A 12,791-nucleotide genomic window follows, 5' to 3' on the forward strand; every position below is an offset into this window, starting at 1 on the left:
TCCACCCGGTGCTGGAGACGGCACGGCTGCGGTTGCGCAGGTGGCGTGACGACGAGCTCGAACGGGTCGCCACTGCCCGCACCAACGCCGCGACCGCGCTGTTCCTGCCGTTCATCCCGCAGCCCTTCACTGTCGAGGACGCGCGCTTCTGGCTGAAGGACATGGCCGAGCAGGCGTCCGCCGGGACGCGGTTCAACTGGTGCGTGGCAGACGCGGGCACCGATCAGGGGCTCGGCAACCTCACGCTGTTCGGCATCCACACCCGCGGCGAGGTCCGCGACGCCGAGGTGGGGTTCTGGATGCACCCCGAGGCGCAGGGTCGCGGCGTGATGAGCGAGGCGGTCCAGGCCGTCGCCCGGTGGTACTTCGCCCCCGCGAACGACGGCGGCTTCGGCGGCCGGCGGCTGTTCATCCGTACGGCGGCCACGAACGCGGCGGCCCGGCGTACCGCCGAGAAGGCCGGATTCCGGCACGTCGGCACCGAGCGGGCCGCGTTCCAGATCGCCACCCGCGTCGACGACAAGGTCACCTACGACCTACTGATCACCGACTGACCAGATCGGGCGCAACGGCGCCAGACCTTCCTCGACGTACTCCGCGACGGAGCGCACGCCGCCGTCGAGATACCACTGCTCCAACGCCGAGAAGTACCCGAAAACAAGGGCGTTGGCGGCGACCCGGGCCTGGGTCTCGGTGAAGCGGCCGCCGGCCATCAGCGGGGCGATGCGCTGGCTCGCGCGGTCCAGCGACGCGCAGAACGCCGTCCGCACCGACGGCTCCTTGAAGAAGTAGCGGATCCGCCGCCACGGGGCCGGCTCGCCGTCGGCCGGGACCGCCTCGTAGTCGCGGACGATCCGGGTCATCGTGCCCACCGGGTCCCTGGGGTCGAACAGCTCGGCCAGTGCCTCCTCGCTCATCGTGTCGAACTCGTCGGCGACGAGCAGGCCCTCCTTGGTGCCGAAGTAGCGGTAGACCGACGACGGCGACACCTCGGCCGCGGCGGCGATCTCCTCGATCGTCACGGCGCCGAAGCCGCGCTCGTCGAACAGGTCGAGCGCACGCTCCTGGATCGTCCGCCGCGCCTTCTCGCGCCAGCGCGCCCGTAGACCGGTCATACCTCGACCCTAAGAGACAGTCTCACGCTTCAGCAAGTCACTGTCTAAAACTCTTGACCGCCACGAACCGCCGTTCGTACAGTCACTTGCATGAGACAGTCACTTTCAGAAAGTCGCACAGCGCTGCTCGCCGTCGGGCTCTCGCTGGTGCTCGCCGTCGTCGCGATCGTGGATCAGTCAGGCGGTCGCAGCCTGTTCGACCACGCCGCGTCCGTCTATGCGCCGTACGGCAAGACGATCACGTCCGGGACGGTCTACGGCGTGGTGTACGCCGTAGCCGTCGTCAACGCGCTGATCTGGCTGGCGGTGGTCGCCGTCGCGCGCAGGCCGCGACCGGTCGTGATCGGGGTCGCCGTGCTCGCGGTCCTGCTCACGCTCGGCGCCGGGCTGACCCTGCTGTTCGTCACCGAGTACGGCGTACACCCGTTCCCACCACTGTGGGGAGTCCTGGCACTCCTGCCCGTGCTCGCCGGAGCCGTTGTGTTGCTCCGGCGCAGGTAGGTCAGGTCGACTCGGGGTCGAACGGCGGCTTGGCCCCGGCCGGGAGGCGCGGCGGCGTGGTGTCGGTGAAGTCGGTGCTCACGGACTTCACCTCGTCCTCGATCGGGTCGAGGAGGTGCTTGCGGACGAAGTTCTTCGGGTTCAGGTCCTGCAGTTCGAGGTCGGCGTACTCCGGGCCGAGCTCGCTGCGCAGGTCGTTCTGCGCGTTGGTGACCATCTGACGGACCTGCCGCAGCAGCCGTCCCGCCGTCCGCGCGAACTCCGGCAGCCGATCCGGTCCGAAGACGAGCACGGCGACGATCGCGATCACGACCAGTTCGAGTGGCCCGATGCCGAACATGCCCGCACCTCACTTCTGTACATCGCTTCGGACGCCGACAAGGGTAACCCGACTCCGGTCACGGGACTTCAGCCGATCTGCTGGGCGAGAGTGAGCGTAACCGTCCGGGACCGTCCGCCGCGTTCGTACGCGAGCCGCACGGCCTCTCCCGGCTGGTGGGTACGAATCGCGACGATCAGCACCTCGGCGCTGTCCACCGGGTCGTTGTTGACCGCGGTGATCACGTCACCGACCCGCAGACCGGCCCGCGCGGCCGGCGAACTCGGGCTGACCGCGCTGACCCGGCCGCCGCCCTCGAACGTCATGTCGACGCTGGCCCCGATCACCGGGTACGACGCCTTGCCGGTCGCGATCAGCTGCTGGGCCGTCCGCCGGGCCTGGTCGATCGGGATCGCGAACCCGAGCCCGATGCTCCCGCTCTGCCCCTCCTCGGAGCCGCGCACGGTGGCGATCGCGGAGTTCACCCCGATCACCCGCGCGTTCATGTCGACCAGCGGGCCGCCGGAGTTGCCCGGGTTGATCGCGGCGTCGGTCTGCAGCGCACTGATGTACGACGAGGCCTGTCCGGTGTCGTCGCCGGTGGTCACCGGGCGGTTCTTCGCCGAGATGATGCCGGACGTGACGGTGCCGGCCAGCCCGAGCGGCGAGCCGATCGCCACCACGTCCTGCCCGACGACCGCCTGGTCCGACCGGCCGAACTTCACCGACGGCGCGGTCAGGCCGGCCACCTGGACGACCGCCAGGTCGTACGCCGGGGAGCGGCCGACGAGCCGCGCGGTCGCGGTCTTGTTGTCGTTCGTGACGACCTGGATCGAGCCGCCGGTGGCCGCGGCCGCGACGACGTGGTTGTTGGTCAAGATGTGGCCGACGTTGTCGATCACGAACCCGGACCCGGTGGCGTCGGAGTTGTCCGAGCCCTGGACCTTCAGCTGCACGACGCTCGGCAGCAGGGTCGAGGCGACCGCGGACACCGAGCCGGTGCGGATCTTGGGGTCGGCCCCGGTGCCGACGGGCGGATCGGGCTGCTGCGCGATCGGGGTGCCGTTGCCGCTCAGAGCGACCACGGCCGTCGCGGCACCGGCTCCGGCGAGGACACCGATGACGAGAGCGACCAGGGCAGCGATCGTGACGACCCGGTTCACCTTCTGCGGCTCCGACGCGTACGAACGGGCCTGCTGCTGGTGCCAGTCGGCGGGTGGCGGCGGCACGTACGCCGGCCGGTACTGCGGCTGCTCGGTCGGCCAGGCCTGTCCCGGGTAGACCGGACGGAAGCTCTGCTGCGGCTCAGGACGCCCGAAGCTGCGCTGCGTGGTGGAGCGGCCACCGTTGGTCTGCCGGTAGGCCGCGTCCGACCCTGGCGTGCGCAGCGGCATCGCGCCCGCGCCGGGCGCCGGCGGGGCCAGTGCGGTCACCGGCGGACCAGCCGACGGCCCGTTCCCGTTCGCGCTCGGCGCGGCCTCGGCGGGCCCGTTCGCGGCAGGCGCGGCGGGCAGCTCCGCGGTGGGATCCGCGGTCGCCGGGTTCGGAACTGTCGGCTCGGCGTCGTCGCTGGTCACGGTGCCCCGCCTCACATCGTCGTGGTCGTCGGTGGAGCCCCCCGGCGGTAACCGGAGGAGGTTCCATCTTCGATTATCCCAGCTTCGGCGAAAGTGCACCCATCGGAGTCAGCCAGGTCGCGATTTTGGCCAGCCCGGTGCCCAGCCGCTGGATCGCGCTCACCTTGACCGGCCGCTCGTGCGGGAACGATCGGACGACCTGTCCGAGCTGGTCGGGCGGCAGGTCGCCGATCAGCGTGTAGACGATGCCCCCGGAAGACCAGACGACGTACGACGGCATGCCGTAGCGCACGTAGACACCCGGGCTGTCGGTGGCGCCGAAGCCCTCCACGGCGGCCGGGTCCAGTGCGCCGCGCTGCTCGAACAGCGAGACGTTGAACAGGCCGTCCGAGTACGAGAACTGCAGGGAGCCGTTGGTGGTGTCCCGGTGGACGTCGTAGAGCTTGAGGGCGGCAGGCAGCTCCGGCGCGCAGACCCAGCCCTCGGAGCGCAGGTGGCCGACCTTGCCCATGCCGACCGCCTCGACGCCGCTGGGCACCGTCGGCGGCAGGTGGCCGAGGAACTCCGAGCTCTCGATCTCCAGCTCGGTGAAGACAGTGGCTCGCACCATCGTCTTGCCGTCCGCACTGAACAGCTGACGCTGCAGGAGCAGCCCGGAGGCCTTGTCGATCCAGAACTTCGCCGCCAGCGTCTGGTCACTCCGCAGCGCCTCGACGAGCACGGCGCTGCGACCGATCAAGTCTGTGCAGCACTTGTCGACCAGCTGGTACGTCGCTTGCAGCAACGCCAGCGGTCCGCCGTCGACCGCCGCGTCCGTGGTGGTGGCGCGCTGCACGAACGCCTTGGCGCCCGGAGCGGACGAGCCGAGCACGCTGATCTCGGAGCCCTGCGACGCGGCGTGCACGACGTCCAGCATCGCGGAGCTCGAGCCCTGCGGTCCCCAGGACGTGATGATCTGCGTGCCGTGGTACGAGACGTGGTTCGGTGCGGCGGCCGCGCGCTGCAGCCAGCTGACCGCCGTCGGCGAGTCCGCCTTGGTCAGCGCCGGCACGGCGGCCGCGGAGGTGGGCAGGCCGAAGCCGATCAGGGCGGTGCTGACCAGCACAGCGAGCCGGGACAGGCTCACCGGTCAGCGTCCTGTCAGGGCCACCGGCCGCAGCGTCGAATTCAGCCCGGCGTACCCCGCGCCGTTGTAGGAGTTCAGCAGCGCGACCGGGTCCGCGAACGGCGCACCGCTGCTGGTGCTCGCGTGGTCGGACGAGAAGCTCGCAACCGGGGGCTGCAGCGTCGGGGGCTGCTCCGAGCGGGCCGGGTCGCCGACGACGAACGCCGTACCGAGCAGGGAGGCGACCGCGGCGGCCGAGCCGGCCGCACCGAGGACGCCGGCGCGGCGGCGGGACCGGGTGCCGCGGGCGGTTCCGGGCCGGGTGCCGCCGGTGCTGCGCCCGGCCGGGAACGCGGACCGCTGCGGGAACAGGCTGACCGGCGTCATCACCGGGCGGACCTCTTCGCGCGGCTCGGTCGAGAACGACGAGACACCCATCAGGCGCTGCATCAGGTCGGTGGACGGATCCGGCGACTCCAGCGCGGCCATCCGTGCCTTGACCCGGCGCTGAGCGTCCACCTCGGCACGGCAGGTGTCGCAGCCGACCAGGTGGCTCAGGACCCTGTCACGCGAGTCGTGGTCGAGCTGGCCGTCGACCACGGCGCTCAGCTTGTCCAGCGGGTGCGTCATGCGAGGTCACCCCCGTCGCCGAACAGGCCGCCGTCGACGGGCGGGCCACCGACCCGGGTCTGGCCGGAGCGCGGGGCGCGGTGCTCGAGGTGTTTGCGCAGCATCGACCGGCCGCGGTGGATGCGGCTGCGGACGGTGCCGAGCTTCACGTCCAGGACGTCCGCGATCTCGTCGTACGTCATGCCCTCGATGTCGCACAGTACGACGGCGGCGCGGAAGTCCTCGGGCAGCGCGTCGAGCGCGTCCTGGACGTCGTGGTCGAACAGGTCGGAGTCCAGCTTCTCGGCCGGGCCCTCGCCCTTGGCCGGCAGCCGGTCGTGGGCGTCCTCGGGCAGGCCGTCGAACCGGATCCGCTGCTTGCGGCGGGCGCCGTCCAGGAACAGGTTCGTGGTGATGCGGTAGAGCCAGCCCTCGAACGTGCCCGGCGTGTACGACGACAGCGAGCGGAAGACCCGGACGAACACTTCCTGGGTCAGGTCCTCGGCGTCGTGCTTGTTCCCGGTCAGCCGGTACGCCAGGCGGTAGACGCGCGCCGAGTGGGTGCGGACGATCTCGTCCCACGACGGCAGCGCATCCGGTACCTCCGGCACCTGCTGGGGTGCGGGGACCGACCGCACGGTCGACGTGTCGAACGGCTTCACCGCGACGCCTCCCTGGGTCCTCTCGGCAATGAGCGTGAAGGCCATGGTGCCGCGGTCACCGTCCTCTGCGCACGTCGGGAGAACCCGGGTTCGACCCTGAGTTCCGTGGGTTCGCTGTACGTCGGCTCAACGCGGCGCCCCGGCCGGAAGTTCCCGGCCGGTGCCCTCACTACCCAAGACGCTTGAGAGGTCATTTCGGTTGAACTATGTCTCCTCGATCACAGCGATCGGGTCGCCGTCGCGGACGACCTCGCCCTCGGCGACCTTCAGTTCGGAGATCGTGCCGGCCACCTCGGCCAGCACCGGGATCTCCATCTTCATCGACTCCAGGATGACCAGTGTGTCGTCCGGGCCCACCGTGTCCCCGGCCTTGGCGGTGACCTTCAGCACGTTGGCCACCAGCTCGGCCAGCACGGTGTGACTCAACTCGCACTCCTCGCGGTCCGGAATCCCTGGCCCGATCCTAGGCGGACCGGGCCAGGGCGCCGGTCACGGGGCGGCAGCCGGGTCCAGCCGGACGGCGTTGAACAGCGCCGGGTTCTTGGTCTCGGCGACGCCCTTGCCCCAGGTCAGCCAGCCGCGCCGCCCGGTGCCGTCGTTCTCGTTGAGGACCACGGTGGCCGACAGCAGCCGGTCCTCGGCGGCGAACCCGAGCGTGCTCCACGGCACGGCGATCTCGTACGTCGTGGTGTGCGCGGCCTCGTCCCGCACGACCTTGGCCTGGACCCCGGGCGGCGTACCGGTCCGGGAGGTCGGCGTCCAGCGCCAGGTGTCCACCGGACCGGCGTCAGTGAGCGCCACACCGATCTCCTGGGTGCTTGTGGCCTCACCGGGCGCACCCGCTGTCATACCGAGCTGGATCCCGTCTCCGCCCCAGATGTTGCCGGCGCGGTTCGGCTGGGAGAACACGTCGTCGGTGACCTTGGCGGACAGGTACAGGTTCTGGTCGTCGTGCGTGAGCCACAACGACCCGGACAGGTCGCTCGGCCCGCCCCATCCCGTCACCGGTGGCGTGCCCGTGCCTTCCAGCGCGATGGCGGGCTGCCTGGCCACCGCTGGGTCGATGGCCCCGTCGAGCGTGACCGTATGGCGTTTCGCGACCGTCGGCGCAGCGACCGGTACGAGCTTGCCGGAGGCCTTGATGTCGGCCAGACCGGTGCGCCTGAGGTTCGCAGACCAGGTCGACACGTCCGGGAGCGGGACGTCGGCCTGCACAGTGGCGTGAGCGGCCACCGTGGTGTCGGCCAGCAGCGTTCCGGACGCCGTACCGGACACCCAGTCCAGACCAGCGATCGGCAGGTCGTGTGACGAAGCGTTGGTGACACGGAAGCGGAGCAGGCCCTGCCCGCTGCCGTTGAGCACGTGTGAGCCCGTGACGGACAGCGGCGGGGTGGCCGTGCCCGCGGCGGAGATGACCGCGACCGCACGGCCGTCGACCGTCACCGTGGCCGAGTACGTCCGCGGCCCCGTGGACTCCTGTGCCGGGTAGGTCACCGGTGCAGTGGCCGTGGCGCCCGGCGCGACCGAGCCGCTGGTTTCGGCGCCGCCCGCGGAGACCGTGAACGCGTGGGTGACCGAGTCCGGGTTGGTGAACGTCAGTGTGCCGGCGGCCGGGTCACCGGCGATCTCCGGGCCGACCGACATCGCGAAGCGGCCGGACGGCAGCATCGGTCCGGTGATCGCACCCTTCAGGTAGACCGGGTCCGGGCCGGCGGTCACCCAGACGTGCCCACCCGCATCCGCTGTCAGTGTCGTCTCGACGCCGTACAGATTGGTCACCTGGACGGTCGAGCCGGCGGGTGCCGTGGCAGCGACCACCCCTGGCGTGGTGGACCAGACTGCGTGGACGCTCTGTCCACCGCCCGCGTTGAACGCCACGTCGTACCCGTTGGAGCCGAAACGGGTCTGGCCGATCAACGGGAGCTCGTCGATCTGACGGGCGAGCACGGCGGTCGCGACGTACGACGGCTTGGGTACCAGCGCACCGCGCGCGTCGAGCCGGTTGCGCACCAGGCCGAACCGGTGCTCGACGTTGGACGGGTCGGTGCCCGAGTCCATGAAGTTGTAGGAGCTGTAGCGCGCCACACCGTTGCCGTACGCCAGCAGGTTGCCGCGCACCAGGTCACGCGCCTGGGCCGGCTCGGAGACCGCGCTGGGGTTCGTGCCCGTCGCCCAGCCCTGTTCGCTGATGTAGATCGGCTTGGTCGAGTCGTGCGCCGCCATGATGTTGCGGATGGTGTTGACGTAGGTGACCGAGGCCTCGGGGTCGAGAGGCTGCACGTACGGGTGGATGGTCACCGCGTCCACGTAGTCCAGCCCGCCGAGGTCGGCGAACTTGGTGAACCAGCCCTGCCAGTCGTTGATGACCGCCAGCGACGGACCGGTCAGCTTCACGTCCGGGTGCTTCGCCCGCACCGCGGGACTCACCATCTTCAGCAGTGCGACGTAGTTCTCCGGGCTGCCCTTGGCAGCGCCGTTCGGGTCCCGCAGGTTCCACTCGTTCCACAGCTCGTACGTCGTGTGCTCGGTCCCCCACTGGTCGACGGCCGCGACGGCGTACCGGGTGAAGGCTTCGCGCTGCTCGTCCGTGGCGGGCGCCTCGTCCGGGTAGTACAGCGTGTTCCCGTAGTCGAGGATGTTCAGGAAGTCGATGTTGTTGGCGTCCAGCGCGGCCTTGTAGTCCTTGTACCGCTGCGGGAACTGGATGACTCCCTTGGTGGTCTCCGCGGCCGACCAGAAAGCCTCGTCGCGGTCGGTGGAGATCCCGCCCTTGGCCATCAATGGGACGGCTTCCAGCCCTGGGTTGGCCGCACCTCCGAACGCCAGCGCGCCGGCGACACCGATCCGCGTGTCGGTGGACGTCGAGAAGTCGTGCGGCGTCAGTACGGCGAAGTCGGTGCCGCCGAGCGTCGTCGTACCGTCGGCCCCGACAGCTGTCAGGTCGGTCTGGTACCAGCCGGGCGTACTGATCGGCAGGGTGAGCTGTCCGTTGAGCGTGGCGGCCGGCGCGGAGCCCTTGGCCACTTCGGTGCCACCCGCGTCGCGGACAGTCCAGCTGACGGTGGTGGCGTCGGTACTGAAGCCCAGCTGTACCTGCTGCCCGACGGTGAACGTGTTGCCCACCGTGGTCGGCGTGATCGTCAGAGTCGGCGCGGCCGTCGTGGCCGCGCGGGCGGGTGACTGCAGTACGGCGGCGAGGAGCAAGCCGGCCGTGAGAAGACTGACTGCGCCGGAGCGGCGACGGGTCATGGAGTTTTCTCCTCCCAGAGGAAGCGAAAGCGGTTTCGCAAATCACACCCTGATGCCCCGGCGAGCCCGTGTCAACGGCTCGAAGCTGACTACGATGAGCACATGGCCGATCAGGTGATCACGCTGTCCGACGTCGCCGCCGCGGCCGGGGTGTCGCTGTCGACGGCCTCCAAGGCGCTGAACGGCACCGACCGGATCTCGGAAGCCACCCGGGAGCACGTCCGCACGACCGCGGACCGGCTCGGCTTCCGGCACAACGCCCTGGCCCGCTCGTTCGCCCGCGGCCGCAGCCAGACGATCGGCGTGCTCACCCATCGCGCCTCGAACCCGTTCACCCGCGTGGTGCTGGCCACCGCCGCGACCGAGCTCGGCGCCAAGGAGCAGGCCATCCTGCTGTACGACGCGCGGATCGGCGACCGCGACGTCACCGAGTCGATCCTGCAACTGCGGGCCCGCCGGATCGACGGCGTGATCGTGATCGGCACCGGCACGTCGTTCCCGAGCCCGTCGCTGACCAGCCGCTTCGACGTCCCGGTGATCTACGCGTTCACCTTCACCGAGGACCCGGACGACGTCACGATCACCGCCGACGACGAGGAGATCGGCCGGCTCGCCGTCCGGCACCTGTTGTCGAAGGGCCGCCGGCGGATCGCCCACATCACCGCGGAGCCGCACGACAACGCCGCCCAGCGCCGCGCGGCCGGCGCCGCGGAGGTCCTGGCGGAGGCCGGACTGCAGTGGGCGAGCCCGGTGCGCTTCGGGCGCTGGCGCGAGGACTGGGGCGAGGAGGCCGTCGCCGAGCTGCTGGCCGAGGCGCCGGAGGTGGACGCGATCTTCTGCGGCAGCGACGCGATCGGCCGGGGCGCCGAGCGTGCGGTCCGGGCGTCCGGCCGGGACGTGCCGGGCGACGTCGCACTGATCGGCGTCGACAACTGGGAGCAGCTGATGCACGACCAGCGGGTCTCCCGGCACCTCACCACGATCGACGTCGGCCTCGAGGAGATCGGCCGGCAGGTGGCGGCCCATCTGCTCGACCCGGACCCGCAGCCCGGCGTCCGCTACGTCACCCCTCAGGTCGTGACCGCGAAGACCACCTGATCCTCGTCGTGGATCGAGTACTGCGGCACGAACCCGAGCAGCTCCCGGGCTCGCGTGGTGTCGACCAGGCCCGCACGTCCCCGCACCGGCCGTCGCAGCGGCACGTTCGGGGCGTACTCGCGCAGCAGCTCGCCGGTCGGCCGGTCGATGAGGATGTCGTCCGCCGCCAGGCCGACCACCTGGGCGCCGGCGGCCGCTGACTCCAGCGCGGCGACGACCGCCCGGATGCCGTCCCGCAGGTCCAGGTACGCCCAGCCCTCCCGGGCCATTCCGGACGGATCGCGCTCGACCATCGTGCGAAACCTGAACAGCTCCTCGCGGCTCTTCACGAGCGGGAAGCGCAACGCGATCACGTTGGTCCCCCAGCGTCGCCACGCCATCCGGGCGCTCTGCTCGTCGACGCTCTTGGACAGCGAGTACGCGTCGGCGATGTCGGCCTCCACCTCCTCGTCGAGCGGGTAGTACGCCGGCTCCACGTCGTTCACGTTCATCGGTACGCCGAACGCGTTGATGCTGCTCGCGATCACCACCCGGCCGACACCGGCCTGCCCCGCCTGCGCCAGGACGTTGAAGGTCGCGGCGACGTTGTTCTCGAACACCTCCTCCGGCGTACCCAGGCTGGGATGCGGGATCGCGGCCAGATGCAGTACGGCGTCCACACCGTCGAGCGCCGCGGCTACGTCACTCGCCGACCGCGCGTCGCCGACCAGTGCGCGGTCCGCCGTACTGCTGTGGTCGTAGCGCAGCGACAGACCGGTGACGTCGTACCCGGCGGCGTGCAGGCCGTCCACCGCGGCGCGGCCGATCGAGCCGTCCGCCCCGGTGACGAGAACGCGTTTCACGCCTTGATCCCCCCAGACAGGCCCACGCCACGCAGAAATGCTCGCTGGAAGACCAGGAACAGCAGGACGGGGATCAGCAGCGCCAGGAACAGGCCTGCCAACTGGATGTTGAGCTCCGTCACCTTGGCGATCTTCGGCAACGCCACCGAGACCGGCTGCAGATCCGGATTGGTCAGCACCAGCAGGGGCCACAGGTAGTCCTTCCAGGAAGAGATGATGCTGAGCAGCACGACCACACCGAGGATCGGCCGGGACAGTGGGAGCACCAGCGAGGTGAACACGCGCACCGAACCGGCGCCGTCGATCCGGGCGGCTTCGAAGTACTCCCGGGGGATGCCGTCGAAGAACCGCTTCACGATCAGGACGTTGAACGCACTGGCCGCGGGCGGCAGCCAGACCGCCCAGAACGTGTTGGTCAGGTTGGTGTGCACCACAGGTACTTTCAGCACGGTCAGGTACAGCGGTACGAGCGAGACGATGTGGGGTACGAAGAGCGTGGCCAGGATCGCTGCCGAGAGCAGTGCGCCCCAGCGCGGCCGCAGCACGCTTAGCACGTAGCCGGCCGTCGTACAGACGATCAGCGACGCCAGCGCCGTACCCGCCGCGATCATGGCGGTGTTGCCGAGGTAGTACCCGATGTGGCCCTGTTGCCAGGCGGTGGCGAGGTTCCCCCACTGCACTTGACCGGACGGGAACCACGCGAGCGGCGACCGGATGCTGTCCTGCGTCGGCGAGATCGCTGCCTTCAGCAACCACAGCAGCGGTCCGAGCCCGGCCACCAGCAGTCCGAGCAGGACGACCACCTGGCCGATGACGAACGGCACGCGGATCCGGGTCAGCTTGCGGTCCGAGTCCGACAGCACACTCATGCGGTACTCCAGCCACGCGTGGCCAGCTGGAAGACCGCCGACAGGACGGCGAGAGCCAGCGCCAGGAGGACGCTCAGCGCAGTGGCTGCACCGTAGTCGCCGTTGACGAAGGCGTAGTTGTAGATGAGCAGCAGAATCGTCATCGTCGACCCCTGTGGTCCACCGCCGGTGAAGAGCAGTGGCTCGGTGAACAGTTGCATCGTTCCGAGCACCTGCAGGAGCAGCATCAGCAACAGGACGCTGCGCAAGTGCGGCAACATGACGTGCCACACCCGGCGTACCACTCCGGCACCGTCCAGCTCGGCCGCCTCGTACAGGTCCGTGCGCACAGAGGTCAGTGCTGCCAGGTAGATGATCACCGCGTTGCCGGCACCGGCCCAGGTCGCTTCCAGCACGATCGACGGCATCGCCGAGCCCGGGCTGTCCAGCCAGAGGAACGGTCCGAGTCCGACAGCGCCGAGGATCGAGTTGAACATCCCGTTGGGCGACGGGTCGTAGAAGAACCGCCAGAGCAGGATGGCGACCACCGGCGGCGTGATCACCGGCAGGTAGGCCAGCGTCGTGTAGAGCCAGGACCGGCCGCGCAGCTCGGACAAGAACATCGCCAGCAGCACCGGGACCGGGAAGCCGAACAGCAACGCCAGCAGGGTGAACCAGAGCGTGTTGAGGGACGCCTGCCCGACCGCGGGGTCGGTCAGCACGTACCGGAAGTTCTCCAGCCCGACCCACTTCACCGGATCGACGAGATTGGTCTGCTGGACGCTCATCACCAGGCCCTTGACGATCGGGCCCCAGGAGAACACCAGGAAGACCAGGAGCACCGGCAGCGCGAACAGCACTGCCGG

The 12,791-nt window shown here is 70.1% G+C and carries 14 protein-coding genes; 3 read left to right on the top strand and 11 right to left on the bottom strand.

The annotated features are described in order from the left end of the window. The first annotated feature begins 8 nt into the window (after positions 1-8). Positions 9-554, top strand: coding sequence for a GNAT family N-acetyltransferase (locus tag AB0I12_RS07495; protein WP_359925979.1), 546 nt, complete (start codon positions 9-11; stop codon positions 552-554). Here AB0I12_RS07495 and AB0I12_RS07500 read toward each other — a convergent pair. Continuing rightward, positions 537-1,115: a helix-turn-helix domain-containing protein gene (locus AB0I12_RS07500; protein ID WP_359925982.1), complete on the bottom strand. Its 579-nt coding sequence runs from the start codon at positions 1,113-1,115 to the stop codon at positions 537-539. The two genes, AB0I12_RS07495 and AB0I12_RS07500, sit on opposite strands and share 18 nt — an antisense overlap. 90 nt (positions 1,116-1,205) lie before the next feature. Here AB0I12_RS07500 and AB0I12_RS07505 point away from each other — a divergent pair, with 90 nt between their 5' ends. Next, positions 1,206-1,616, top strand: a complete 411-nt coding sequence (locus tag AB0I12_RS07505) for a hypothetical protein (protein WP_359925984.1) — start codon at positions 1,206-1,208, stop codon at positions 1,614-1,616. 1 nt (position 1,617) lies between these two features. On the opposite strand, the gene AB0I12_RS07510 is transcribed toward AB0I12_RS07505, so the two are convergent. The 7 genes from AB0I12_RS07510 to AB0I12_RS07540 form a co-directional block, all read right to left on the bottom strand. Continuing rightward, complete coding sequence (locus tag AB0I12_RS07510) at positions 1,618-1,956, bottom strand: sec-independent translocase (RefSeq protein ID WP_359925987.1); 339 nt, start codon at positions 1,954-1,956, stop codon at positions 1,618-1,620. A 68-nt stretch (positions 1,957-2,024) separates the two neighbouring features. Beyond that, positions 2,025-3,512: a trypsin-like peptidase domain-containing protein gene (locus AB0I12_RS07515; RefSeq protein ID WP_359925990.1), complete on the bottom strand. Its 1,488-nt coding sequence runs from the start codon at positions 3,510-3,512 to the stop codon at positions 2,025-2,027. Positions 3,513-3,585: 73 nt separating this feature from the next. Beyond that, entirely contained in the window at positions 3,586-4,638 is a 1,053-nt protein-coding gene (locus AB0I12_RS07520) for a transcriptional regulator (protein ID WP_359925993.1), read from the bottom strand. A gap of 3 nt (positions 4,639-4,641) precedes the next feature. Further along, on the bottom strand, positions 4,642-5,247 hold the full coding sequence (locus tag AB0I12_RS07525; protein WP_359925995.1) for a zf-HC2 domain-containing protein: 606 nt from the start codon (positions 5,245-5,247) through the stop codon (positions 4,642-4,644). After that, positions 5,244-5,933, bottom strand: a complete 690-nt coding sequence (gene sigE, locus AB0I12_RS07530) for an RNA polymerase sigma factor SigE (RefSeq protein WP_359925998.1) — start codon at positions 5,931-5,933, stop codon at positions 5,244-5,246. Before sigE ends, AB0I12_RS07525 begins: the two co-directional genes overlap by 4 nt. Positions 5,934-6,092: 159 nt before the next feature. Further along, the gene (locus AB0I12_RS07535) at positions 6,093-6,314 is read right to left on the bottom strand and encodes a biotin/lipoyl-binding carrier protein (protein ID WP_359926001.1); all 222 of its coding nucleotides are present in this window, start codon (positions 6,312-6,314) and stop codon (positions 6,093-6,095) included. A 63-nt stretch (positions 6,315-6,377) separates the two neighbouring features. Next, entirely contained in the window at positions 6,378-9,137 is a 2,760-nt protein-coding gene (locus AB0I12_RS07540; protein WP_359926004.1) for a sugar-binding protein, read from the bottom strand. 102 nt (positions 9,138-9,239) lie between these two features. Between AB0I12_RS07540 and AB0I12_RS07545 the strand changes: the two genes are divergently transcribed. Continuing rightward, entirely contained in the window at positions 9,240-10,235 is a 996-nt protein-coding gene (locus AB0I12_RS07545; protein ID WP_359926007.1) for a LacI family DNA-binding transcriptional regulator, read from the top strand. Here the strand turns inward: AB0I12_RS07545 and AB0I12_RS07550 are convergent. From AB0I12_RS07550 to AB0I12_RS07560, 3 genes are read right to left on the bottom strand one after another with little or no spacing between them, the layout of a single operon-like run. Further along, on the bottom strand, positions 10,208-11,077 hold the full coding sequence (locus AB0I12_RS07550) for an NAD(P)-dependent oxidoreductase (RefSeq protein ID WP_359926010.1): 870 nt from the start codon (positions 11,075-11,077) through the stop codon (positions 10,208-10,210). The genes AB0I12_RS07545 and AB0I12_RS07550 overlap by 28 nt on opposite strands. After that, positions 11,074-11,946: a carbohydrate ABC transporter permease gene (locus tag AB0I12_RS07555; protein ID WP_355700295.1), complete on the bottom strand. Its 873-nt coding sequence runs from the start codon at positions 11,944-11,946 to the stop codon at positions 11,074-11,076. The genes AB0I12_RS07550 and AB0I12_RS07555 overlap by 4 nt, the downstream gene beginning before the upstream one ends. Further along, positions 11,943-12,785 (bottom strand): sugar ABC transporter permease, encoded by an 843-nt coding sequence (locus AB0I12_RS07560; RefSeq protein WP_359926013.1) that lies wholly within the window; start codon positions 12,783-12,785, stop codon positions 11,943-11,945. The genes AB0I12_RS07555 and AB0I12_RS07560 overlap by 4 nt, the downstream gene beginning before the upstream one ends. Between the last annotated feature and the right edge of the window lie 6 nt (positions 12,786-12,791).

Origin of the sequence: Kribbella sp. NPDC050459 (assembly GCF_040655315.1) — a bacterium.
In the GTDB taxonomy this organism is placed as follows: Bacteria; Actinomycetota; Actinomycetes; order Propionibacteriales; family Kribbellaceae; genus Kribbella.

Excerpts from the sequence above, each read along its gene's own strand:
- AB0I12_RS07500 (WP_359925982.1), bottom strand. The coding sequence starts at position 1,115 with ATGACCGGTCTACGGGCGCGCTGGCGCGAGAAGGCGCGGCGGACGATC.
- AB0I12_RS07505 (WP_359925984.1), top strand. The coding sequence starts at position 1,206 with ATGAGACAGTCACTTTCAGAAAGTCGCACAGCGCTGCTCGCCGTCGGG.
- AB0I12_RS07510 (WP_359925987.1), bottom strand. The coding sequence starts at position 1,956 with ATGTTCGGCATCGGGCCACTCGAACTGGTCGTGATCGCGATCGTCGCC.
- AB0I12_RS07525 (WP_359925995.1), bottom strand. The coding sequence starts at position 5,247 with ATGACGCACCCGCTGGACAAGCTGAGCGCCGTGGTCGACGGCCAGCTC.
- sigE (WP_359925998.1), bottom strand. The coding sequence starts at position 5,933 with ATGGCCTTCACGCTCATTGCCGAGAGGACCCAGGGAGGCGTCGCGGTG.
- AB0I12_RS07540 (WP_359926004.1), bottom strand. The coding sequence starts at position 9,137 with ATGACCCGTCGCCGCTCCGGCGCAGTCAGTCTTCTCACGGCCGGCTTG.
- AB0I12_RS07545 (WP_359926007.1), top strand. The coding sequence starts at position 9,240 with ATGGCCGATCAGGTGATCACGCTGTCCGACGTCGCCGCCGCGGCCGGG.
- AB0I12_RS07555 (WP_355700295.1), bottom strand. The coding sequence starts at position 11,946 with ATGAGTGTGCTGTCGGACTCGGACCGCAAGCTGACCCGGATCCGCGTG.